This is a genomic window from Streptomyces sp. NBC_01003, assembly GCF_045162695.1.
Taxonomy (GTDB): Bacteria; Actinomycetota; Actinomycetes; order Streptomycetales; family Streptomycetaceae; genus Streptomyces.
This window is the reverse complement of record NZ_CP108707.1, coordinates 1,457,675-1,480,333: the sequence shown is the minus strand read 5'-3', so window position 1 is coordinate 1,480,333 and position 22,659 is coordinate 1,457,675. Positions and strand designations below refer to the sequence as shown.

23 protein-coding genes are annotated in these 22,659 nt (G+C 71.8%); 14 read left to right on the top strand and 9 right to left on the bottom strand.

The window, feature by feature from the left end; all coding sequences use genetic code 11:
* The first annotated feature begins 9 nt into the window (after positions 1 to 9).
* From OG698_RS06920 to OG698_RS06900, 5 genes are read left to right on the top strand one after another with little or no spacing between them, the layout of a single operon-like run.
* The gene (locus OG698_RS06920) at positions 10 to 1,365 is read left to right on the top strand and encodes an L-fuconate dehydratase (protein WP_406102073.1); all 1,356 of its coding nucleotides are present in this window, start codon (positions 10 to 12) and stop codon (positions 1,363 to 1,365) included.
* Positions 1,366 to 1,379: 14 nt separating this feature from the next.
* Positions 1,380 to 2,135 carry an SDR family NAD(P)-dependent oxidoreductase gene (locus OG698_RS06915; RefSeq protein WP_406110888.1) on the top strand — a complete coding sequence of 252 codons (756 nt, stop codon included), beginning with the start codon at positions 1,380 to 1,382 and terminating at the stop codon, positions 2,133 to 2,135.
* A gap of 5 nt (positions 2,136 to 2,140) precedes the next feature.
* Positions 2,141 to 3,136, top strand: coding sequence for an aldo/keto reductase (locus OG698_RS06910; protein ID WP_406102072.1), 996 nt, complete (start codon positions 2,141 to 2,143; stop codon positions 3,134 to 3,136).
* Positions 3,133 to 3,444 (top strand): L-rhamnose mutarotase, encoded by a 312-nt coding sequence (locus OG698_RS06905; protein ID WP_100592968.1) that lies wholly within the window; start codon positions 3,133 to 3,135, stop codon positions 3,442 to 3,444. Before OG698_RS06910 ends, OG698_RS06905 begins: the two co-directional genes overlap by 4 nt.
* Positions 3,444 to 4,289 (top strand): amidohydrolase family protein, encoded by an 846-nt coding sequence (locus OG698_RS06900; protein ID WP_406102071.1) that lies wholly within the window; start codon positions 3,444 to 3,446, stop codon positions 4,287 to 4,289. Before OG698_RS06905 ends, OG698_RS06900 begins: the two co-directional genes overlap by 1 nt.
* A 13-nt stretch (positions 4,290 to 4,302) precedes the next feature.
* Here OG698_RS06900 and OG698_RS06895 read toward each other — a convergent pair whose 3' ends face one another.
* Positions 4,303 to 5,733, bottom strand: a complete 1,431-nt coding sequence (locus OG698_RS06895) for a lipase maturation factor family protein (RefSeq protein ID WP_406102070.1) — start codon at positions 5,731 to 5,733, stop codon at positions 4,303 to 4,305.
* Between the two features lie 119 nt (positions 5,734 to 5,852).
* On the opposite strand from OG698_RS06895, the gene OG698_RS06890 reads away from it, so the two are divergent.
* The 3 genes from OG698_RS06890 to OG698_RS06880 all read left to right on the top strand — a co-directional run bounded on the left by OG698_RS06890 (position 5,853) and on the right by OG698_RS06880 (position 10,136).
* Positions 5,853 to 6,986 (top strand): DUF6777 domain-containing protein, encoded by a 1,134-nt coding sequence (locus OG698_RS06890; RefSeq protein ID WP_406102069.1) that lies wholly within the window; start codon positions 5,853 to 5,855, stop codon positions 6,984 to 6,986.
* Between the two features lie 137 nt (positions 6,987 to 7,123).
* The gene (locus tag OG698_RS06885) at positions 7,124 to 9,217 is read left to right on the top strand and encodes a SpoIIE family protein phosphatase (protein WP_406102068.1); all 2,094 of its coding nucleotides are present in this window, start codon (positions 7,124 to 7,126) and stop codon (positions 9,215 to 9,217) included.
* Positions 9,218 to 9,275: 58 nt separating this feature from the next.
* Complete coding sequence (locus OG698_RS06880) at positions 9,276 to 10,136, top strand: Fpg/Nei family DNA glycosylase (protein WP_406102067.1); 861 nt, start codon at positions 9,276 to 9,278, stop codon at positions 10,134 to 10,136.
* A 48-nt stretch (positions 10,137 to 10,184) separates the two neighbouring features.
* On the opposite strand, the gene OG698_RS06875 is transcribed toward OG698_RS06880, so the two are convergent.
* Entirely contained in the window at positions 10,185 to 10,835 is a 651-nt protein-coding gene (locus OG698_RS06875) for a zf-HC2 domain-containing protein (protein WP_406102066.1), read from the bottom strand.
* A gap of 139 nt (positions 10,836 to 10,974) precedes the next feature.
* On the opposite strand from OG698_RS06875, the gene OG698_RS06870 reads away from it, so the two are divergent.
* From OG698_RS06870 to OG698_RS06855, 4 genes are all read left to right on the top strand, one after another.
* The gene (locus tag OG698_RS06870; protein ID WP_406102065.1) at positions 10,975 to 11,724 is read left to right on the top strand and encodes a LytR/AlgR family response regulator transcription factor; all 750 of its coding nucleotides are present in this window, start codon (positions 10,975 to 10,977) and stop codon (positions 11,722 to 11,724) included.
* A 114-nt stretch (positions 11,725 to 11,838) separates the two neighbouring features.
* Positions 11,839 to 12,186, top strand: coding sequence for a hypothetical protein (locus OG698_RS06865; protein WP_100592976.1), 348 nt, complete (start codon positions 11,839 to 11,841; stop codon positions 12,184 to 12,186).
* Positions 12,183 to 13,718 carry a cation acetate symporter gene (locus OG698_RS06860; protein WP_406102064.1) on the top strand — a complete coding sequence of 512 codons (1,536 nt, stop codon included), beginning with the start codon at positions 12,183 to 12,185 and terminating at the stop codon, positions 13,716 to 13,718. The genes OG698_RS06865 and OG698_RS06860 overlap by 4 nt, the downstream gene beginning before the upstream one ends.
* Positions 13,715 to 14,914: a histidine kinase gene (locus OG698_RS06855; RefSeq protein ID WP_329566718.1), complete on the top strand. Its 1,200-nt coding sequence runs from the start codon at positions 13,715 to 13,717 to the stop codon at positions 14,912 to 14,914. The genes OG698_RS06860 and OG698_RS06855 overlap by 4 nt, the downstream gene beginning before the upstream one ends.
* 37 nt (positions 14,915 to 14,951) lie before the next feature.
* Here the strand turns inward: OG698_RS06855 and OG698_RS06850 are convergent, their stop codons facing one another.
* Together OG698_RS06850 and OG698_RS06845 are read right to left on the bottom strand one after the other, a co-directional pair.
* Positions 14,952 to 15,470 carry a hypothetical protein gene (locus OG698_RS06850; protein ID WP_399979299.1) on the bottom strand — a complete coding sequence of 173 codons (519 nt, stop codon included), beginning with the start codon at positions 15,468 to 15,470 and terminating at the stop codon, positions 14,952 to 14,954.
* A gap of 144 nt (positions 15,471 to 15,614) precedes the next feature.
* Positions 15,615 to 16,169, bottom strand: a complete 555-nt coding sequence (locus OG698_RS06845; protein ID WP_100592980.1) for a sigma-70 family RNA polymerase sigma factor — start codon at positions 16,167 to 16,169, stop codon at positions 15,615 to 15,617.
* Between the two features lie 226 nt (positions 16,170 to 16,395).
* On the opposite strand from OG698_RS06845, the gene OG698_RS06840 reads away from it, so the two are divergent.
* Positions 16,396 to 17,652, top strand: coding sequence for a CapA family protein (locus tag OG698_RS06840; protein WP_406102062.1), 1,257 nt, complete (start codon positions 16,396 to 16,398; stop codon positions 17,650 to 17,652).
* A 3-nt stretch (positions 17,653 to 17,655) separates the two neighbouring features.
* Here the strand turns inward: OG698_RS06840 and OG698_RS06835 are convergent, their stop codons facing one another.
* Both OG698_RS06835 and OG698_RS06830 read right to left on the bottom strand, forming a co-directional pair.
* Complete coding sequence (locus OG698_RS06835; RefSeq protein ID WP_406102060.1) at positions 17,656 to 19,095, bottom strand: amino acid permease; 1,440 nt, start codon at positions 19,093 to 19,095, stop codon at positions 17,656 to 17,658.
* 129 nt (positions 19,096 to 19,224) lie between these two features.
* Complete coding sequence (locus OG698_RS06830; protein ID WP_399979310.1) at positions 19,225 to 19,686, bottom strand: universal stress protein; 462 nt, start codon at positions 19,684 to 19,686, stop codon at positions 19,225 to 19,227.
* Between OG698_RS06830 and OG698_RS06825 the strand changes: the two genes are divergently transcribed.
* A complete protein-coding gene (locus OG698_RS06825) occupies positions 19,663 to 20,460 on the top strand; it encodes a polysaccharide deacetylase family protein (RefSeq protein WP_406110885.1) in 798 nt (265 codons plus the stop codon). The two genes, OG698_RS06830 and OG698_RS06825, sit on opposite strands and share 24 nt — an antisense overlap.
* A 20-nt stretch (positions 20,461 to 20,480) precedes the next feature.
* On the opposite strand, the gene OG698_RS06820 is transcribed toward OG698_RS06825, so the two are convergent.
* The 3 genes from OG698_RS06820 to OG698_RS06810 form a co-directional block, all read right to left on the bottom strand.
* The gene (locus OG698_RS06820) at positions 20,481 to 21,137 is read right to left on the bottom strand and encodes a class F sortase (RefSeq protein WP_406102058.1); all 657 of its coding nucleotides are present in this window, start codon (positions 21,135 to 21,137) and stop codon (positions 20,481 to 20,483) included.
* A 421-nt stretch (positions 21,138 to 21,558) separates the two neighbouring features.
* The gene (locus OG698_RS06815) at positions 21,559 to 21,813 is read right to left on the bottom strand and encodes a hypothetical protein (protein ID WP_399979314.1); all 255 of its coding nucleotides are present in this window, start codon (positions 21,811 to 21,813) and stop codon (positions 21,559 to 21,561) included.
* Positions 21,814 to 21,890: 77 nt separating this feature from the next.
* Positions 21,891 to 22,655 carry a DUF4239 domain-containing protein gene (locus OG698_RS06810; RefSeq protein ID WP_326772425.1) on the bottom strand — a complete coding sequence of 255 codons (765 nt, stop codon included), beginning with the start codon at positions 22,653 to 22,655 and terminating at the stop codon, positions 21,891 to 21,893.
* Positions 22,656 to 22,659 lie beyond the last annotated feature (4 nt).

The window sequence follows — 22,659 nt, the reverse complement described above, 5'->3', positions numbered from 1 at the left end:
AGGCCACCCGTGTCTCCAACTGCCGCCCGAATCATCGCGGTTGACACTTTCGACATCCGGTTCCCGACTTCCAGGGAGCTGGACGGATCCGACGCCATGAACCCGGACCCCGACTACTCCGCCGCCTACGTCGTGCTCCGCACCGACGCCGCCGACGGAGTCGAGGGCCACGGATTCACGTTCACCATCGGTCGTGGCAACGATGTCCAGGTCGCCGCGATCGACGCCCTGCGGCACCATGTCGTCGGCCGGGGGGTCGACGAACTGTGCGCCGACCCGGGAACGTTGAACCGCGACCTGATCGGCGACAGCCAGCTCCGCTGGCTCGGCCCCGAGAAGGGCGTGATGCACATGGCGATCGGTGCCGTCGTCAACGCCGTGTGGGACCTGGCGGCCAAGCGCGCCCGCAAGCCGCTGTGGCAGTTCCTGGCCGACGCGACCCCCGAGTGGCTCGTCTCGCAGATCGACTTCCGCTACATCGCCGACGCACTCACCCCCGACGACGCCCTCGCGCTCCTCAGATCGGGCCGCGAGGGCGCGGCGAAACGCGAGAGCGCCCTGCGCGAGCGCGGCTTCCCCGGCTACACCACCTCACCCGGCTGGCTCGGCTACTCCGACGAGAAGCTCGGCCGGCTCGCCCGGCAGGCCGTCGCCGACGGCTTCCGGCAGATCAAGCTGAAGGTCGGCGCCGACCTCGCCGACGACATCCGGCGCTGCCGCACCGCCCGCGCGGTGATCGGCCCGGACATCCGGATGGCGATCGACGCCAACCAGCGGTGGAACGTCGGCGAGGCCATCGAGTGGACCAGGGCGCTCGCCGAGTTCGACCCGTACTGGGTGGAGGAACCGACCAGCCCCGACGACGTCCTCGGCCACGCAGCGATCCGCAGGGCCGTCGCGCCCGTGAAGGTCGCCACCGGCGAGCACGTCCAGAACCGCATCATCTTCAAGCAGCTCCTCCAGGCCGGCGCCATCGACATCCTCCAGATCGACGCGGCGCGCGTCGGCGGCGTCAACGAGAACCTCGCCATCCTGCTGCTCGCCGCCAAGTTCGGCGTCCCCGTCTGCCCGCACGCGGGCGGCGTCGGCCTGTGCGAGCTCGTCCAGCACCTCTCGATGTTCGACTACGTCGCCCTCGCGGGCACCACGCAGGACCGCGTCATCGAGTACGTCGACCATCTGCACGGCCACTTCATCGACCCCGTCGTGATGCGCGACGGCCACTACACGGCGCCCACCGCGCCCGGTTTCTCCGCCGCGATGCGGCCCGAGTCCATCGCGGAGTACACCTACCCCGACGGCGCGTTCTGGGCCGCCGACCTCGCCCGGCAGGGCGCCACCGACCAGAAGGGTGCAGCGGCATGACCGACGCCAGCGACGTGCAGGACTTCGCGGGGCTCAAGGCCCTCGTCACCGGCGGAGCGTCCGGGATCGGCCGGGCCACCGCCGAACTCCTCGCCGCCCGCGGCGCGAGCGTCGCCGTACTCGACCTCGACCCGGGCGGCGTCGACAAGCCACTGCGCGGCTACACCGCCGACGTCAGCGACGACGCCTCCCTCCGCGCCGCCGTGGCAGCCGCCGTGGCGGACCTCGGCGGCCTCGACGTCCTCGTCAACAACGCGGGCATCGGCGCACAGGGCACCGTCGAGGACAACGACGACGACCAGTGGCACCGCGTCCTCGACGTCAACGTCCTCGGCATCGTCCGCACGACCCGCGCCGCCCTGCCCCACCTTCGGGAGTCGTCCCACGCGGCGATCGTCAACACCTGCTCCATCGCCGCGACGGCCGGCCTCCCGCAGCGCGCCCTGTACTCGGCGTCGAAGGGCGCCGTGTACTCCCTGACGCTCGCCATGGCCGCCGACCACGTCCGCGAAGGGGTACGCGTCAACTGCGTCAACCCGGGGACCGTGGACACCCCATGGGTCGGCCGGCTGCTGTCCGCCGCCCCCGACCCGGCCGCCGAGCGCGCGGCCCTCGCGTCCCGTCAGCCCACGGGGCGTCTCGTCTCCGCCGCCGAAGTCGCGGGCGCCGTCGCGTACTTGGCGAGCCCGCTGTCCGGCGCCACCACCGGCACCGCCCTGGCCGTCGACGGCGGCATGCAGGGCCTGCGCCTGCGCCCCGCGGGCCGGTGACCGCCATGCGCACCCGCGCCCTGGGCCACAGCGGCGTCGATGTCACCGAGCTGTCCTTCGGCGCCGCCGGCATCGGCAACCTGTACACGCCCGTCACCGACGAGGAGGCCCGGACCGCGGTCGACGCGGCCTGGGACGCGGGCATCCGCTACTTCGACACGGCACCGCACTACGGCATCGGCCTGTCCGAGCGGCGCCTCGGCGAGGCACTCGCGGCCCGGGACCGCTCGGCGTACACCGTCTCCACCAAGGCGGGACGCCTCCTCGTGCCGGCCGGGGAGAGCGGGGGCGACGACCTGGAGAACGGGTTCGCCGTGCCCGCCACGCACCGCCGCGTCTGGGACTTCAGCGCGGACGGGGTGCGCCGCTCCCTGGAGGACAGCCTGACGCGGCTGGGCCTCGACCGCGTCGACGTCGTCTACCTGCACGACCCGGACGACCACGGTGAGCAGGCGTTCCGCGAGGCCTACCCGGCTCTTGAGCGGCTGCGTGCCGAGGGTGTCGTCGGGGCGATCGGCGCCGGCATGAACCAGGTCGCGATGCTCACCCGGTTCGTCCGCGACACCGATGTGGACGCCGTCCTGTGCGCGGGCCGCTACACCCTGCTCGACCAGGGGGCCTTGACGGAGCTGCTGCCCGAGGCGCAGGCGCGCGGCACGTCGGTGGTCGTCGGCGGAGTGTTCAACTCCGGTCTCCTCGCCGACCCGCGGCCCGGCGCGACGTACGACTACGCGGCGGCGCCCCGCGAAGTCCTCGACCGTGCCTACCGGTTGAAGGACGTGGCGCAGCGGCACGGCATCACCCTGCGAGCGGCCGCGCTCGCCTTTCCGTTCGGCCATCCGGCGGTGGCGAGCGTCCTGGTCGGCACGCGCTCGCCGCACGAAGTCCTGGACGCCGCCGAGCAGTTCGTCACCGCAGTGCCGGCCGCGTTCTGGAAGGAAGTACGCGCCGCCGGACTGCTGCCCGACGACGTCCCCGTACCCGGAGAGGAGCACGCGTGAGAATCGCCCTGCACACCAAGGTCCGCGCCGACCGTGTCGACGCGTACGAGGCCGCGCACCGCGAGGTCCCGGCCGAACTCCGGAAGGCCATCCGCGCGGCCGGTGCCACGTCGTGGACCATCTGGCGCAGCGGGACCGACCTGTTCCACGTCCTGGAGTGCGAGGACTACGCCCGCATGCTCGCCGAGCTGGACAAGCTGCCGGTGAACATCGCCTGGCAGGCCCGGATGGCCGAACTGCTCGACGTCGTCCACGACTACTCGGCCGACGGCGCCGACGCGGGCCTGCCCGTCGTCTGGGAGCTGTGATGCCCGCGATCGTCGACGCGCACCACCACGTCTGGAACCTCTCCGTGCGCGACCAGGCCTGGATCACCGGCGAGCAACTCGCCCCGATCCGGCGGAACTTCACCCTGGGCGACCTGGCACCCCTCGCGCGCAAGTCCGAGGTCACGGCCACCGTCCTCGTACAGACCGTCACCGTCGAGGATGAGACCCCGGAGTTCCTCGCCCTGGCCCACGACAGCGAACTCGTGGCCGGAGTGGTCGGCTGGGCCGACCTCACGCGCCCGGACACCGGCGACGCCCTGGCCCGGCTCGCCGCACTCCCGGGCGGACGTTACCTGAAGGGCATCCGCCACCAGGTCCAGGCGGAACCCGACCCCGAGTGGCTGCTGCGGCCCGACGTGCGCCGGGGCCTCGCGGCTGTCGCCGACGCCGGTCTGGTCTACGACCTGGTGGTCCTGCCGGACCAGCTCCCCTCCTGCGCCGCGGCGGCCGCCGCGCTGCCCGGCCTCACCTTCGTCCTCGACCACTGCGGCAAGCCGCCCGTCGCGTCGGGCGTCACCGAGCCGTGGACGGGTGACATGCGGGCGCTCGCGGCACTGCCCAACACGGTCTGCAAGCTCTCCGGCCTGGTCACCGAGGCAGACTGGGCGACCTGGACGCCGGAGGCGCTGCGGCCGTACGCCGACACGGTCCTGGAGGCGTTCGGGCCCGATCGCGTGATGTTCGGCTCGGACTGGCCGGTGTGCAACCTGGCTGCGACCTATGAGCAAGTCATGGAAGCAGCACATGAGTTGACCGGGTCGCTGACAGCTGCTGAGCGTGACGCGGTCTTCGGCGGTACGGCGACCCGCGTCTACGGGCTCTGACCCCGGGAGGTGTCTACCGGCTCTGAATCCAGGAGGCGGCAAGCCGCGTCGGCCTCAGGAACTCGCGTACGTACGTCCGCTCCCAGCAGGCACCTGTCGCCCGCAGCTCGCGCCAGGTGGTGAAGCGATAGCGGTAGAGCCGGGCCCGGACGTACGTGGGCGGGGCGTCGGCGGGGAACGGCGAGCGGCGCAGGAGCCGCAACGTGTCGCGGTCGCCGGTCAGGAGCCGCTCCACCAGGCCTCCGAACCAGGACTCCGCGTACAGGGGAGAGAGGGCCGCGAACCACATCATCCAGTCGAGCCGCAGATGGTAGGGGGCGAACTGGCGTGGCCAGCGCCCCGGATCGCCCGGCTTGCCCCTGAACTCGTAGACCAGCCAAGGGGATTCCTCGCGCGGCAGCGGGTCGGCCGTACCCTCGATGACGATCTCGTGCCGGATACGTCCGACGCTGCCGAAGGCGCCGTACGCGTTGACGAGGTGCAGGGAGTCGTAGGAGCGGTTCATGGACTGGCGCCGGGACAGCAGGTTGCGCGCCGGGTGGTAGCTCAGCGCGACGACGAGCGCGGTGAGGGCGATGACCACGCACTCGTACCAGAGCGGGGCGGCGGCCGGGTGCGGCGGCTCGCGCAGGAGGGAGAAGTCCACCGCCGTCACGGCGAGCAGGATCGTCAGCCAGTTCAGCCAGGAGAAGTTGCCCGACAGGACCAGCCACAGCTGGGTGAGGATCATCAGACAGGCCGCGCCCGTCGCGATCGGCTGCGGGGTGAACAGGAGCACGGGCACGACGAGTTGGGTCACGTGGTTCGCCCCGGCCTCGACGCGGTGCAGGGGGCGCGGCAGCCGGTGGAAGAACCAGCTCAGCGGGCCCGGCATCGGCTGTGTCTCATGGTGGTAGTAGAGGCACGTCAGCTTCCGCCAGCACTCGTCCCCGCGCATCTTGATCAGGCCCGCGCCGAACTCGACGCGGAACAGGACCCAGCGCAGGAGCACCAGTACGAGCAGCGGTGGCGCCACCCGTTCGTTGCCGAGGAAGACGGCGAGGAAGCCCACCTCCAGCAGGAGTGACTCCCAGCCGAACGCGTACCAGGTCTGCCCGACGTTCACGATCGACAGATAGAGCACCCACGGCACCACCCACAGGGCCATGGCTGCCCACAGGGGCACCCGGTCGGCGAGGCCCGCGACGAGCGCCGCCGACACCGCGGCCCCGCCCCAGGCGACGCCCGCGAAGAACCGGTCCGAGTAGTACGCCCTGAACAGCGTCGGCGCCTCCCGCCACGGCACCCGCGCCAGATAGCGCGGAACCGGCAGCATCCCGCGCTCGCCGATCAGCGCCCGGAACTGCAGCGCCGCCCCCACGAAGGCCACGAGATACAGCGCCGCCAGACCGCGCTGGAAGATCAGGCGGCCGAGCCAGTACCCGGGCGAGCTGAACCACTCCACCTCTCCAGTGTGACGGAGAGTGAGGGTAATGCGCGTGCGGGACCGCACTGCGCTTGCGAGATGCCCGATTCCGCCGCAAACAATGGGGCAAAGTGCCCATATGTAGGCGGGAGAACACGGTGCGCTCACCCACCAGGACCCTTGTCACTGCCTTTGCGATATCCGCCGCACTCCTGGTCGCCGGATGTTCCGGGGACAGCGGCAACAACGCGTCGGCCGACAAGGGGGAGCTGTTCCTCCAGCCCGTGGCGGAGGTGGGCCCCGACCCGTTCACCGACTCCACCGCCACCAGCACCGAGACTCCCGCCCCAGTCACCCGAACGCCGCAGCCGCCGTCACCGCGCGGCACCGCAACCGCGACCACACAGGGCATGCGTCCCGTCGACGGCGCGACCCCCGGCCTCTACGGCGGCACGCAGTCCGTCGGAAGCTGCGACGTCGAGAAGCAGGTCGCCTTCCTCACCTCGGACCCGACCAAGGAACGCGCGTTCGCCGAGGCCGCGGGCATCTCCGCGACCTCCGTCCCCGGCTTCCTGCGCGGCCTCACCCCCGTCGTGCTGCGCGCCGACACCCGCGTCACCAACCACGGCTACCGCTCCGGAGAGGCGACGAGCTACCAGTCCGTGCTCCAGGCCGGCACCGCCGTACTCGTCGACGCACGCGGGCTGCCCCGCGTGCGGTGCGCGTGCGGCAACCCGCTGGCGCCCCCCGTAGCGTTCAAGGGGACGCCGAACACCCAGGGACAGGAGTGGTCCGGCTACCAGCCCACCAAGGTCGTGGTCGTCACCCCGGCACCGAAGGCCATCACGAACATCGTCATCGTGAACATCACCAACAACACGTGGATCGAGCGCAAGGTCGGTGACGACGGACAGCACGACAAGCGCGTGCCGCCGCCCCCGATGCCGAAGCCCAACCCCTCCGACAGCTCCACGTCGCCCCCGCCGTCGTCCACGTCACCGAGCTCGAGCAGCAGCCCGTCGGAGTCCTCCAGCAGCGCCAGCCCACCGTCGTCGCAGCCGCGCTCCTCGGACGAGTCGGCGCCGCCCTCCGCGGGCGAGTCGGCACCGGCCTCGGAGCCCGCCGGCCCGTCGACCAGCGCGCCTGGCGACACAGACACCCCGCCGGACTCGCCCCCCAGCGACGGCTCCAGCGACCTCGGCCCGGACACCGTCCCCGACAGCCCCGACCAGCCCGACGGCAGCGGCCTCATCCCCGACAAGCCGTCCGCCGAGAACGTCCTCGACAGCTGACGCAACCCCGCCCGGCGAAGGCGCGCCGGGGGCCGCCGCACCGACGGCCCCCGGCGCGCCTCGGGGTGCGCGCAGGGCCATGCGGAGCACACCGTGCCCCGCGTGCGAGTGATTCGCCGTGCGCCTAGCGTGGCCCCATGGAAGCCGGTACGGGGGGCGGGGAGCCGAACGACTGCACCCACTGCGGCAGGGCGGCAGACGGTGCGGCCTGCTGCTTCCTCGCCGAGTTCGGGGACCACCTGGGCATCGGCAGCTTCGACTGGGACCTCGACACCGGCCTGATGCACATGGACCCCAAGGCCCACGAGATCTTCGACCTACGCCCCGACGAATACGACGGGCGCCCCGAGTCCCTCGGCCTCCGCGTCCCCCCGACCGAGTCCACCCGGCTCGACGGCATCGTCTCCACGGCCCTCAAGAACGGCAGCGAGAACTACGGCGCCTACTTCCGCGTCAAATGCCGCGACGGCAGGATGCGCTGGACCCACACCCAGGGCTACGTCAGGCGGGACGACACCGGCCTCCCGCGCCGCATCGTCGGCCTTGTCCGCGACGCCACCCAGGAGCTCAGCGACAGCACGGCCCGGCGTGAACAGGACGCCCTGCGCCGCCGCCAGACCAGCGTCGTCCAGGGCACCACCGCCGCACTCGCCCACGCCCGCACCGTCCAGGACGTCATCGACGTGCTCAAGGACAGCCACGGCCTCCAGCACCTCGGCGCGACCAGCCTCGTCATGGGCCTCGTCCGGGCCGGCCGCATCCACCTCGTCGCCGAAGGCCCCGAGGGCAGCTTCGTGCCCGGCACCAAGGTCACGCGGATCGACGAGCCGTACCCCATGGGCGACGTCGTGCGCACCCTCGCACCCCGCTTCATCGAGTCACCCGACGACTTCGCCCGGTCCTACCCGCTGCTGTGGCCGCACATCACCCAGCTGGACATCACGGCCGCCGCCTACCTGCCGCTCATCGCCCAGGCCCGCCCCATCGGCGCGCTCGGCCTGCTCTACAACGACAAACGCGGCTTCACCGAGGAGGATCGCAACGTCCTCGTCGCCCTCGGCAGCAGCATCGCCCAGAGCCTCCAGCGCGCGATGTTCTACGAGCAGGAGAAGGACCTCGCCCAGGGCCTCCAGCAGGCCATGCTGCCCCGCACCATCCCCGCCGTGTCCGGCGCCGACATCGCCGTCCGTTACCGGTCGGCCTCCCTCGGCCGCGACATCGGAGGCGACTGGTACGACGTGATCCCGCTGCCCGGCGGACGCGTCGGCGCGGTCATCGGCGACGTCCAGGGACACGACACCCACGCCGCCGCCGTCATGGGACAGCTGCGCATCGTGCTGCGCGCGTACGCCGCCGAGGGGCACACGCCCGCCACCGTCATGGCCCGCGCCTCCGTCTTCCTCCACGAACTCGACACCGAGCGGTTCGCGACCTGCCTGTACGCGGAGGCCGACCTGTCGACCGGGGTCGTCCAGCTCGTCCGCGCCGGGCATCTGGACCCGCTGCTGCGCCTCACCGACGGGACCTGCCGCAGACTGCCTGTCGACGGCGGCCTGCCGCTGGGCCTCTCCGCCGAGTTCGGCCGGCTCGAATACCCGGTCGGAACCGTCGAACTCGACCCGGGCCAGACCCTGATCCTGTGCACCGACGGCCTCGTCGAGCAGCCCGGCACCGACCTCGACGACGGACTCCAGGCCCTCACGGCCCTCGTCGGCACCGGCCCCCACGACCTCGGCGACCTCGGCGACCTGTTGTGCGAGAGCGTCGACGAACGCGGCGGTGACGACGATGTCGCCCTGCTCCTGCTGCGCCGCCGCGGCATCGGTGCCCCCCAGTCGGGCGGCCGACTCCAGCAGCATGTCGCGCCGAACGACCCCGAGGCCCTGAGAGAGGCCCGGCACATGATCAGGGCCGCCGTCCGGGCCTGGGGCTCGGGCGGGCGCGCGGACGAGATCGAGCTCGTCGCCGACGAGATGATCACCAACGCGCTGATGCACACCTACGGCCCCGCGGTCGTCACCCTCCGCGTGATCACCGCGTCCGACCGCAGGCTGCGCGTGGAGGTCGAGGACACCTCCAGCGCGCTGCCGCGCCGGCGCGAGGCGGGCGAGGACGGCGTCTCGGGGCGCGGTCTGCTCCTCGTGGACCGGCTCGCGGACGTGTGGGGCGTGGAGGCGCGGGGGAGCGGCAAGTGCGTGTGGTGCGAGTTCGTGGTGCCGGCCCGCGACTGACCGGGGCCGTGGCGACGGCTCACATGGCGGTGTCAGTGCCCGGTGGCACTCTGGACCTATGCCGGAACTTCCCGAGGTCGAAGCGCTGACGGACTTCCTCACCGAGCATCTGGTGGGGCACGAGATCGTCCGCGTCCTGCCCGTCGCCGTGAGCGTCCTCAAGACGTACGACCCGCCGCCCGCCGCCCTGGAGGGCCGCAGGGTCACGGGCGTGACGCGGCACGGCAAGTTCCTCGACCTCGACGCGGACGGACTTCACCTCGTCACGCACCTCGCCCGCGCGGGCTGGCTCCACTGGAAGGACCGGCTCCCCGACGGCCCGCCCCGCCCCGGCAGAGGACCGCTCGCCCTGCGCGTCGCCCTGGAGGACGGCGAGGGCTTCGACCTCACCGAGGCGGGCACTCAGAAGAGCCTCGCCGTGTACGTCGTCCACGACCCGGCCGATGTCCCCGGCATCGCGAGACTCGGCCCCGACCCGCTCGCCGACGGCTTCGACGAGGCACGCTTCGCCGCACTCCTGGACGGCGAGCGGCGGCAGATCAAGGGGGCGCTGCGCGACCAGAGCCTCATCGCGGGCATCGGGAACGCGTATAGCGACGAGATCCTGCACGCCGCGAAGATGTCCCCGTTCAAGCTCGCGTCGAGCCTGAGCGCCGACGACGTGTCCGTCCTCCACAAGGCCCTGCGCGACACGTTGACCGAGGCCGTCGAGCGCTCGCGCGGCGTCGCGGCCGGGCGGCTCAAGGCCGAGAAGAAGAGCGGGCTGCGGGTGCACGGCAGGGCGGGCGAGAAGTGCCCCGTGTGCGGCGACACCGTCCGTGAGGTGTCCTTCCACGACTCGTCGCTCCAGTACTGCCCGACCTGCCAGACGGGTGGCAAGCCGCTCGCGGACCGCAGGATGTCGAAGCTCCTGAAGTGACGGCCGGGCCGACGTGCCCTGCCCGAAGTCGCTTGCCAGAAAGGGGGTTCACCGCATGGGGATGGTCACCAGGCGCGCCCCGTCCGCAGTCCGCACCTCGAAGCGGGCGATCTGCTGAGGGTGGAGCGCCACCGCGCTCTGCGTCGTGGTCACCCCGGCGTCGTGGGCTCGCACGGCCCAGCTCGTCACCGTCTGCCGCGAACCGTCCTTGCCGACGACCACCAGCTCGCACACCCGTGGGCCGCGCGCGTCGCGGACCGCGAGCCCCACCCCGGTGCCCCACTCGTGGGCGGACGCCGTCACCGAGGCCGCCACCCCGGTCCCCGCGTCCCGCGCGTCCAGGCGCACGGCGCCGTCGCCGGATCCGCCCAGGACCACAACACCCGGCCCCGCCACGGCGAGCACGACCGCCGCCGCCATCGCGCACAGCCACCGCCTCCGGCCCGCCCGGCGCACCCGCTCCATCCGCGAGACCAGCCCGTCCAGGAGCACGGGACCCGCCTCGGCCACCGTCGCCACGGCCGGCGGCGTAGCCCGCGCGTACAGCGCCAGGGCCGCCGTCGTGGACCCGAACCCCCTGACCCGCGCCAGGCACCCGGGGCACTGCCCGAGATGGTCCTCGAAGCGGAACCGGTCCGCCTCGTCGAGAACACCCAGCGCGTAGGCGCCGGCGTCGCGATGCCGATCCAGGGACCTCATGCCGTTCCTCGCGTCGTACGTGTCTGACCTCTGACCGGACGGTGTGTGCCGCTCGCCCTTCCGTACGCAACCGGCCGCCGAATCACTCAAGTCCCACCAGGATTGGCCACCACGGGGCAACCACCTACACTCCAGCCGCATGCTGCGCGTACTGGCCGTCGACGACGAGGAACCCGCACTCGCCGAGCTGCTCTACCTGTTGCGGGCCGACCCGCGGGTGCGCGCCGCCGAGGGCGCCACCGACGCGAACGAGGCGCTGCGCCGCATCGGCCGCGCCCTGGACGCGGGAGGCGACGAGGCCGGCGCCATCGACGTGCTCTTCCTCGACATCCAGATGGCCGGGCTCACGGGCCTCGACGTGGCCCGGCTCCTCGCCGGGTTCGCCAAGCCCCCGATGATCGTCTTCGTCACGGCCCACGAGGACTTCGCCGTGCAGGCCTTCGACCTGAAGGCCGTCGACTACGTCCTCAAGCCCGTCCGCAGGGAACGCCTCGCGGAGGCCGTGCGGCGCGTCGCCGAGCAGGCCGCCGTCACCCGGCCCGCCGTGGACCTCTCCGCCGACCGGATCCCCGTCGAACTCGGCGGCGTCACCCGCCTCGTGGCCGTCGCCGACATCACGTACGCCGAGGCCCAGGGCGACTACGCGCGCCTGCACACCGCCGACGCCAGCCACCTGGTGCGCATACCGCTGACCACCCTGGAGGAGCGCTGGCAGCCGCACGGGTTCGTCCGGATCCACCGCAGCCATCTCGTCGCCCTGCACCGCATCGACGAACTCCGTCTCGACGGTGGCGGCATGAGCGTGCGGATAGGCGACGCCGAACTCGCCGTGAGCCGTCGCCACGCGAGCCGCGTCCGCGAACTCCTGATGCGGCGCGCGGGCGGCTGACCGGAAACCGCGTGACCTGGGCCGATACCCGTCGACCTCTTCCGCTCGGCCCGCACCCCCGCCTACACTCCGGCCGTGTCCGCCAGCGCTGAGCCCGCACCCCGCCGCGAGGTCGTGACCGGCGAGCCGCGCGCGGCTCGCCGGCTGCCCGGCCACCCCACCCAGTGGGAGATCGACGAGCAGACGACGCTGGGCGCGGCCTACGTCCGCTCCCTGATGCGCAGTCAACTCCGCACCGGACTCACCGCGTTCGCGGTCCTCGCGCTGCCCGTCGTGACCCTGCCGCTCTTCTTCGGCGCGCTGCGCAACACCACCGTCGTCTGGATCGTCCTCGGCTTCGGCTGCTACCCGGTCCTCGTCCTCATCGCCTGGTGGTACGTGCGCCGGGCCGAGCGCAACGAACGCGACTTCGCCCGCCTCGTGCACGGCCGGGCCGCCCGCGAACGTCACGGGGCGCCGTGAACGAGGCGTACGCGATACCGGCCGTGGCCGTGGTCGTCCTGGCCACGGTCCTCATCGGCGGCTTCGGCCTGCGCATCTCCCGCACCACCTCCGACTTCTACGTCGCCTCGCGCACGGTGGGCCCCGGCCTCAACGCCGCGGCGATCAGCGGGGAGTACCTCTCCGCGGCCTCCTTCCTCGGCGTCGCCGGACTGCTGCTCGTGCACGGCCCCGACATGCTCTGGTACCCCGTCGGCTACACCGCCGGATACCTCGTCCTGCTCGTGTTCGTCGCGGCCCCGCTGCGCCGCTCCGGCGCGTACACGCTGCCCGACTTCGCCGAGGGCCGCCTGGAGTCCCGCAGCGTCCGCAGGGTCGTCAGCATGCTCGTGGTCGGCGCGGGCTGGCTCTACCTCGTGCCCCAACTCCAGGGCGCCGGGCTCACGTTGCAGATCCTCACGGGCGCGCCGCGCTGGTTCGGCGGGGCGCTCGTCGCCGCCGTCGTCGTCCTCGCGGTCGCCGCGGGCGGCATGCGCTCCATCACCTTCGTGCAGGCCTTCCAGTACTGGCTGAAGCTGACCGCGCTGCTCGTGCCCGCGTTCTTCCTGGTTCTCGCCTGGCACGGCGACGGCGGCACCCCGCCCTCCGCCGACGGCGTGCCCTGGTCCGGCGCGGGCTCCGGGCAGCCACTCGCCACCAGCCGCGCGGACCACCCGCTGTACGCGACGTACGGCCTCATCGTCGCCACGTTCCTCGGCACGATGGGCCTGCCGCACGTCGTCGTCCGCTTCTACACCAGCCCGAACGGCCGCGCGGCCCGCCGCACCACGGTCGCCGTGCTCGCCCTCATCGGGCTCTTCTACGTCCTGCCGCCGATCTACGGCTGGCTCGGCCGTCTGTACGCGCCCGAACTGAGCGCCACCCAGGACGCCGACGCGGCCGTCCTGCTCCTGCCGGGGCGGGCCATAGGCGGGCTCGGCGGCGACCTGCTCGGGGCGCTCGTGGCCGGCGGCGCCTTCGCCGCGTTCCTGTCGACCGCCTCGGGCCTGACGATGGCCGTCGCCGGCGTGCTCAGCCAGGACGTCCTGCCGGCCCGCGGCGTACGGCACTTCCGCCTGGCGACACTCCTCGCGATGACCGTGCCGCTGGGCGGGGCGCTCCTCGTCAGCGGGGTGCCGGTGGCGGACGCGGTCGGGATGGCGTTCGCGGTGTCGGCGTCCTCGTTCTGCCCGTTGCTCGTCCTCGGCATCTGGTGGCGGCGGCTCACCCCGCCCGGCGCGCGGGCGGGGCTGCTCCTCGGCGGCGGCTCCGCGCTCGTCGCGGTCACCCTGACCGTCGCCGGCGTCGCACGGGGCGGCTGGCTGCACACACTGCTCGCCTGGCCCGCCGTGTGGTCGGTCCCGGTCGGCTTCCTGGCCATGATCCTCGTATCGCTGGCCACCCAGGACTCCGTACCGCCGCACACCAGCGCCACGATGACGCGGCTGCACCTGCCCGAGTCGCTCAGCACGGACGGGACGATCACCGCGGGCGAGCAGGGAGCCCGCCCGTGACCGCCACCGCCGTACTCCTCGCCCTGTGCCCGCTCCTCCTCGCGGGCGGCTTCGTCCTCGGCCGGCGCACGGCGCACCCAGGGGGCCGCAGCGACGTCGGTACGCCCGTGGAGCGGGCCACCTTCGACACGCTGCACACCGCCTCGCTCGCCGCGCCGCCGCTGCGGGCCGGACTCACCGAGGAGTCGGCTCGCAGGTCTGCCCGCAGGCTGCGCACGCTGCTCGGCACCGACGCGCTCTGCCTCACCAACCGCACCGCCGTCCTCGCCTGGGACGGCGCGGGGGACCAGCACGGCAAACAGGTCATGGGGCATCTCGAAGGGCTGCTCGACACCGGGCGCAGCGCCGCGTTCGGTTGCGGATGCGGCGCCGTCGACTGCCCGCTGCGCTGGGCCGTGGCCGCCCCGATCGTCACCGACGGGCGCGTGCTCGGCGCCCTCGTCGCCTACGCGCCCCGCGAGTCGGCCGTCCTCGCCCGCGCTGCCGACGAGGTGGCCCGCTGGATCTCCGTACAGCTGGAGCTGGCCGAACTCGACCGCTCCCGCACCCGCCTCATCGAGGCCGAGATCAAGGCGCTGCGCGCGCAGATCTCGCCACACTTCATTTTCAACTCACTGGCCGCCATCGCCTCGTTCGTACGCACGGACCCCGAGCGGGCCCGCGAACTCCTCCTGGAATTCGCCGACTTCACCCGCTACTCGTTCCGCCGCCACGGCGACTTCACCACGCTCGCCGACGAACTGCACTCCATCGACCAGTATCTGGCCCTGGTCCGGGCCCGGTTCGGCGACCGGCTCTCGGTCACGCTCCAGATCGCGCCCGAGGTGCTGCCGGTGGCGCTGCCCTTCCTGTGCCTTCAGCCCCTCGTCGAGAACGCCGTGAAGCACGGCCTGGAGGGCGCCGTCACCGGCAGCCGCATCACGATCGGCGCCCGGGACGCGGGCGCGGAGGCAGAGGTCGTCATCGAGGACGACGGGGTCGGCATGGACCCGGGCGAGCTGCGCGCGATCCTGCGCGGCGAGGGCGGCACCTCGACCGGGATCGGCCTCTCGAACGTCGACGAGCGGCTCAGGCAGGTGTTCGGCGACGACTACGGCCTCGTCATCGAGACCGGCACCGGCGCGGGCATGAAGATCACCGTGCGGATCCCCAAGTACCGTGCGGGCGTGCACTCTTCGGGCGTCGAGGTCGAATAGCGGGACAGCAGGGGCCCGGCGAAGAGGCCGAAGGGCCTCAGAACAGATGGATCGCCAGATGGCCGAGCGGCAGCCCCAGTTGCCACGCCGGTGTCCATACCTTCGGCCCGTCGTCCTCCTCGTCGGGCAGCGAACCGCGGCCCGGCACGGAGTCCAGGTCCGGCGCGAGCAGCTCCGTCTCCTCCAGCCATCGCCAGGCCGCCTCGGCCAGTTCGAGGTCCGGCGAAGGTCTGTTCTCGGCGAGCGCCTGCGCGGCAAGGCGCCCCATGTGCTCCCGCACCCAGTACTGCCACGGCTGGTCGTACGCCGTCAGCGACAGCCAGGTCTCCAGCTGGGACACGACCCGGATGCCGGACAGCTCGCCGTCCGTGTCCGACAGGAAGATCGTCAGTGCGAGTGCGTCGCGCCCGGCCCGGAACTCGAAGGACGTCGGCGGCATCAGATCACCGGTGCGCAGCAGCTCATCGGCGATGTATTCGGCGTACAACCACGCCATCGGCACCGTCAGTTCGCCGCCGCCGGCGCCCGATGTGCCTTCCTTGCTCCCGTGCAACATCCCTTCCTGCCTTCCTCCGGTCCGTGCGCTGTGCCGCCCCCGGGCCCTCGCGCCCGACCGGGCGGGGGAGGACAGCCGATTACTCAATCGAGGACCGGGGCACCGGGCAAGGCGCTTTACGGAGGCTTGACCTGCCGTCCGGTTTCAATGCGGGCCGACCGTGTTCGCCTCATAGCCCGGGAGAACCCTGCGCAGTGCGCGCAGCGCGTAGTACGCGCGGGACTTCACGGTACCGGGCGGGATGCCGAGCGCTGCGGCGGCCTCGGCCACGGAGGCGCCACGGAAGTACACCTGGAGGAGCACCGCCCGGTGCTCCGGGCTGAGCGTCGCCACGGCCTCCCGCACATCGAGCGCGGCCGCCGAGCGCTCCGCATGGTCGGCGCAGACCCGCGCGCTCTCCAGGACCGTGCCGCCGATCTCCGGAGGGCGGGCGAGCCGCGCGCGCCGGGCGTCTATGGCGAGCCTGCGGCCCACGGTGAACAGCCAGGGCCGCACGGACTCGTAGTCGGCGCGCAGCGCCTCCGGATGCTGCCAGGCGCGGACGAACGTCTCCTGGACCAGGTCTTCCGCCCGCTGCCGGTCGCCGTCGCACAGCCGCAGGAGGAAGGAGAGAAGCGGCCTGCCGTGCTCGCGCTGGAGCTCGGCCAGCACATGTGCTGCCGTGCGGTCGGGTCCTTCGGTCTTCGTGGCGGTCGTCATGGCCGTATGGCAGCGCAGCGCGCCGCTCACGCCCAGAGCCCGGGCAGCGGCCTGCGACGGGCGGTCGATGCCGTCGGCAAGCGGTGCGGCGAACGGGGCCGACTGCGCCGGAACGTGACGCCGTTCCGGGGACTGCGGCGGTATGGAGCCTTGACTCGGCCCGATGCCCGTACGTCTATGCGTATGTCGAAAATCACCTTATCCACCGAATCATGGAGTTTGGTCGATGACGCAACGCACACGGGCCACAAGCCGCACCAGACACACGCCACACGCGCGGCGCACATGGCAGGGCGCGGCGGTCCTCGCGGCCGCACTGATCGCGGCGGGCGCGGGCTGCTCCGCGCCCGCGGACCGTACACATCGTCCGGCGTCCCAGGGCAGCGACACCCCGACGCCCCACGGCAGCGACACCCCGGCGCCGTCGGCCGCCGGCGGCGCCACCGGCGGGCACCGCGGCTTCACGCTCGTCGCCTCCGGTGACGTACTGCCGCACGCCTCGATCATCAAGAAGGCGAAAATCGACGCGGGCGGCGACGGGTACGACTTCGCGCCGATGCTGTCCGGCGTGCAGCCGGCCGTCTCCAAGGCGGACCTGGCGATCTGTCACATGGAGACGGCCTACGGCACCGCGGGCCACTACACCGGCGACCCGAAATTCAAGTCCCCGCCCGAGGTCGCCAAAGGGCTGCGCGACACGGGCTACGACGCCTGCTCCACGGCCTCGAACCACGCTCTCGACGACGGCGCCGCCGGCATCGACCGCACCCTCGATGCCATGGACCGCGCGGGTATCCGCCACACGGGCTCGGCCCGAACCGCCGCAGAGGCCGGCAGCCCCGCGTGGCTGCGCGCCGGTGACGCCAAGGTCGCCCACCTCGCGTACATGTACGACACGAACGGCGCCCTGATGCCCAAGGGGCGGCCGTGGGCCGTGAATATGATCGACCGTCAGAAGATCGTCGACGACGCGCGGGCGGCCCGGAAGGCGGGCGCGGACGTGGTGGTCCTCTCGCTGAACTGGGGCACCGAATGGCAGGACGAGCCGGACGAGAGCCAGTTGCGACTCGGCGACGAGCTCACCGCGTCCCGCACGGACGGCCGCCCCGACATCGACCTGATCCTCGGCACGCACGCGCACGTCCCGCAGGCGTACGAGAAGGTCAACGGCACCTGGGTGGTCTACGGCATGGGCGACCAGATCGCCGGCGAGATGTACAACTACGACGGCGCCCAGGATCCGCGCGGCAACGAGGGCACCATCGGGCGCTTCACCTTCGCGCCGCCGGAGCGGGCCGGCGGGCGCTGGGAGGTGCGCAAGGCCGAGTTCCTCCCCCAGTGGTTCAACGTCGGCTCGGGCCGCGTCATCAACGTCAACCAGGCCATCCACGACGGCCTCGGCCTGAACGACGTCCGCGACCGGATCAGCCAGGCCGTCCTCAGCCGCGGCGCGGCCGAGGACGGCCTGACCATGGGCAGGTAGCGGTCAGGACTTCGCCGACGGGTCCGTCTTCGCCAGCTCCGACCTCTTGTACGAGTAGCTGAAGTAGATGACGAGCCCGATGGCGAACCACACCGCGAACCGCACCCACGTCTGCCACTGCAGGAACGTGATCAGCCAGATCGAGAACACGACGCCGAGCGCGGGCACCACCGGCATACCGGGCGTACGGAACGTGCGGTGCAGGTCGGGCCGCTTGTAGCGCAGCACGATCACCGCGATGCACACCACGACGAACGCCAGCAGGATGCCGATGTTGGTCAGCTCGGCCGCCTCCCCGATCGGCAGGAACCCGGCGATGACCGCCGACGCGCAGCCGACGATCCACGTCACGCGCGTCGGCACGTGCCGGGTCGGATGGGTCTTCGCGAACCATTTGGGCAGCAGCCCGTCACGGCTCATCGCGAACCACACACGGGTGACGCCCAGCATGAAGGTGAACATCACCGTGAGGATGCCGATGATCGCGCCCACCGCGATGACATCCGCGAGGCCGCTCAGGCCCACTGACTTGAACGCCGTCGAGAAGCCGCTCTCCGGGTCGATGTCCTTGTAGTTCTGCATCCCGGTCAGGACCAGGCAGGCCAGCACGTACAGGACCATCGAGATCGCGAGCGAGTAGAGGATCGCCTTCGGCATGTGGCGCTGCGCGTCCTTGGACTCCTCGGCCGCCGTCGACATGGCGTCGTACCCGAACACCGCGAAGAAGACGGTGGCCGCGCCCGTGAACGCGCCGCTGACGCCGAACGGGAAGAACGGCGTGTAGTTGCCCGTATCGATGTGGAAGAAGCCCACGGCGATGACGAGCAGCACCACGAGGACCTTCAGGACCACCACGACGGTCTCGAAGCGGGCCGCGTTCCTTATGCCGAGCGTCAGCAGGTACGCGATGAGCAGGCACAGCAGCGCGGCGAACAGGTCGATCTTGTGGCCGTCGCCCGTACCCGGCGCGCCCAGCATCCAGTGCGGCAGGTCGAGCCCCATCTCGCCGAGCAGGAAGCTGAAGTAGCCCGAGATGCCGATGGCGACGACCGCGACGATCGCCGTGTACTCGAGGAGCAGGTCCCAGCCGATGAACCAGCCGACCAGCTCGCCGAGGACCGCGTACCCGTACGTGTAGGCGGACCCGGCCTTCGGGATGAGGCCGGCGAACTCCGCGTACGACAGCGCGGCGCACGCGCTCGCGACGCCCGCGATGAGGAACGAGATCAGGACCGCGGGCCCCGCCGTACCGTTGGCGACCGTGCCCGCGAGGGTGAAGATGCCGGCGCCGATGATGCCGCCGACGCCGATCGCGGTGAGCTGCCACAGGCCGAGGGTGCGGGTGAGCTGCTGCGCGCCGCCCCCCTCGGTCTCCTCGATCTGTTCGATGGGCTTACGGCGCAGTACGCCCTGCCCCATCCGAAGTCCCTTGAGACCGGCCATGGGATCCACCTCTTCGCGGACGTCAGTCGGCTGACGGTCGATCATGATGGCCCAGCCGCGGCGGCAGCGGAAGAAGGCAGGCTCTTGGGGAGTGAGGGTTCGTATGGGGCCGGTACCGGGTTCCGGTGGTTACGGGACCACGGTGACGGGCCAGCGCCCTGCCTTCACCAGCCGGATCGCCACCGACCCGACGATGCGGTGTCCCGCCTGTTCGGACGCGCCGACGACCACGGCGTCCGCCTTCAGTTCGTCGGCGGCGGTGACCAGGCCGTTGTACGGGTCGCCGCGGAAGGTGTGGAACTCCCAGCGCACCTCGTATATGCCCTTCACCCGCTCCGCCGCGTCCCTGATCTCGGTGATCAGACCCTCGGCGATCTCGTCCGTGGTGTCGGCCACGGGGACGCCGAGCGCGGCGCCGGTGGCCATGACGGGCTGGACGTAGACGACGGCGAGGAGGGCCCGCTGGCGCCGCGCGAGGCCTCCGGCGTAGGACGCGGCCCGCAGCGACGAGTCGGAGCCGTCCACCCCGACCACGATCACCTTGGGGCCGTCCGTACCGCGTTCGAACTGGTGTGGCTGCTCTGCGTTCACAGCGGTGAGGCTAGCGGAAACCCCAGGTCCCACAGGTGCAGGGGGCGGCACTTTCCGTACGGGCCCGCCGCGGGACCGCAGGCAGCCAAGGCGCTGCGGCCCTCCACGTACCGCCTCCAGCCCCTGGCCGGATACGGCCCGCCGCATGCGCCGCCCACCCGGCTGCCGGTACGGCACCAGCCGATCCTCCAGATGGACGCCCACGACAAGAGCATGGTCCTCACCTTCGACGACGGACCGGACCCCCGCTGTACCCCGCACATCCTGCGGACGCTGCGTGAGCACGACGTCCGCGTCATGTTCTTCGTCTGCGGGGAACAGGCCGAGTGGAACAGGGACCTGCTGCGCGAGATGGCCGACGACCGGCACGTCGTCGGCAACCACACGTGGACCCATCCCCTCCTGACCACGATGTCGCGCTCGGCGATGCACTCCGAGACCGAGCGGACCTGCGAGGTCGTCGACGACGCGATCGGCGAGCCGCCCACCTGGTTCCGCGCGCCGTACGGCGCCTGGAACCGCAACGCGTTCCGGATCGGCGCCGAGCTCGGCATGGAGCCCCTCGCCTGGACCGTCGACACCCTCGACTGGACGGAGCCGGGCACCCGCTCCATCGTCCGGGCGGTCCGGGCCGGGGCAGCCCCAGGCGTGGTCGTCCTCAGCCATGACGCGGGCGGCAACCGCTCCCAGAGTGTTGCCGCCCTGCGCACCTATCTGCCGGAACTCCTCGACTCGGGCTACCGCATCATGGTGCCCAGGCGCCGGGGAGCCTGAGCCGGTTTTCGCCCGCCGGGTCAGCGCACCTCGACCAGGCGGGCGAAGACGACGACATTCCCGTCGTAGCCGTTCTGCTTGGAGAAACCGCCACCGCACGTGATCACCCTCAGTTCGGGCACTCCCGTGCTGCCGTAGACGCGCTTTCCCGGGAAATTCGCCTTCTCGAAGACCTCGATGCCGTAGACCTCGAACACGGCGGTCTTCCGGTCCTTGCGCATGACCTGGACGCGGTTTCCCTTTTTGAGCGAGCCGAGTCCGTAGAAGACCGCGGGCCCCTGCTGGTTGTCGACATGGCCGACGATGACAGCGGTGCCCTTCTCGCCCGGAGTCACGCCACCGGTGAACCAGCCCGCGAGATTCGGGTCCTCCGGCGGCGGGGCGTCCACCCAGCCGTCCGGGGCGACCCCTACGGGCGTGACCGGGGCGTTCACCTGGATCGCCGGGATCTGCACCCGGTCCGCCACGGAGAACGGCAGCGGCTTCGGCGCCGCCGCACCGGACGGGGAGCGGGGATCCGCTGCCGCCGCCGACGCGGGCTGCGGGGGACCGATGTCGAATTCCCCCGATCCATTGCGGATCAGCGCGAGTCCGGTGAGCAGAACCAGCGCCATCACGCCCCACGGCGCGCGCTTCTTCTGCTGACCCTCCTCGTCGGCCGGCTGGGACGAAGACATTCGTTCACCCCTCTCGACGCGGCGGCGAGACCGCGTCACTTGCGCTTACTGAAAAACTAAGCGCGGCGCACGCGGGGGGCGACAGCCCAGGAGCGAATGGGTGGCGGCCAGGAGTGCGGTGCGCCGTACGAGTCCGCATCGCCGACAGACCAACATCGTCGCCATGCCCAGCGTCATCGCGTGGGGTGGCCGGATCACTGTGACCGTCGACGGCAGTGCTTGCCAGGGGTCCGCAGCACCGTCGCGTCACCCGCGTTCCGGACGACGCCCACCCCGACCGACATGGCCGACCGGGGCGAAGGGCCGTGCGGCGGTCAGGCATTGCTGTCGCCCGCGCGGCGCCGAGACCAGTAGCCAGGCAAGGTACGGACCCGCACGGCCGCGATCCGTGGACGGCGAACGGGGCGGCGCTGTCCGCCGGTCAGGCGACAGGGCGGTGCGGTGACGGCTCGTCGGGGCCCGTCGTGTGCCATACGTGTGCGCCCGCGCCGCGCCACTCGACCAGATGGGGATCGTCGAGCGTCATGTCGGACTCCCCGAGCCCGGCCGAACGCAGCAGCCGGATGAGGTCCTGATCGCTGTGCGCGAGCCCGACGGCCCGCCCCCGCACGGTGACATGCCGCCCGCCTTCGGGTGCGGGAGGGTGTACGACGATGGGGGCGTGCCAGGCAGTCATGGCACCAGAGTGCGTCGTCGGGGCGCAGGGTGCAGGGCGGGCCGCGCCGACCCGGAGATGAGCGCGGCCCGTCGGTCTCACCCCCCGGCGTGCGGGAACAGCATGAGGAAGGGTTCCACGGTGGCCGCGACCCCGCGGCTGTAGGGCGCGTCGAGGTCCCAGACCAGGAAGAGCAGGAACGCGATCAGTGCCGAGAAGAGCCCGGCGAGGACCAGCTCGCGTGCCGTTCTGCGGATCTGGAGTGCGAAGACCATCCCGATCGTGACGAGGCCTCCCGCGATGAGGCCGAACCAGACCACGCCCGGCATCGTGGCGCCGGTGGAGTCCGCGCGCGCGTTGCGGGCGTCGTCCGCGGCGGTGATCTGGTCGAGCAGCGGCTGGTAGGCCTGCGCCTCGAAGTCGGTCTTCGGCTGGTAGTCGGTGACGTCGTGGCGCACCTTGTCGAGGAGCCGGGTGCCCTCGGCGGTGAGATGGCCCTTGTTCTTCATCGTGCGCCACTCGGTGGTGACGACATGGCTGACATAGGTGTCGACATCCGAGCGGATACGGGTTCTGACCTCCGTCGGATAGACGCGGACGCGTTCATGGACCTCGTGCAGCGCCTGCGCCTCGTTGCGTACATGGTCCTGGGCGGCGCTGCGGCCCTCCCAGACGCCCGCGATGGCGAGGCCCAGGACGATCGCGTACACCACGCCGATCATCATCGTCATGTACTCGATGACGTCAGGGGTCTCGCTCGGGTCGTCGTCGTCGCCGATCCTGCGCTGCTGAAGAACGGTCACGACGAGCACGACCGCGCACGCGGCCACCATCGCGAGGGTGAGAACAAGCCATTCCGACATCAGG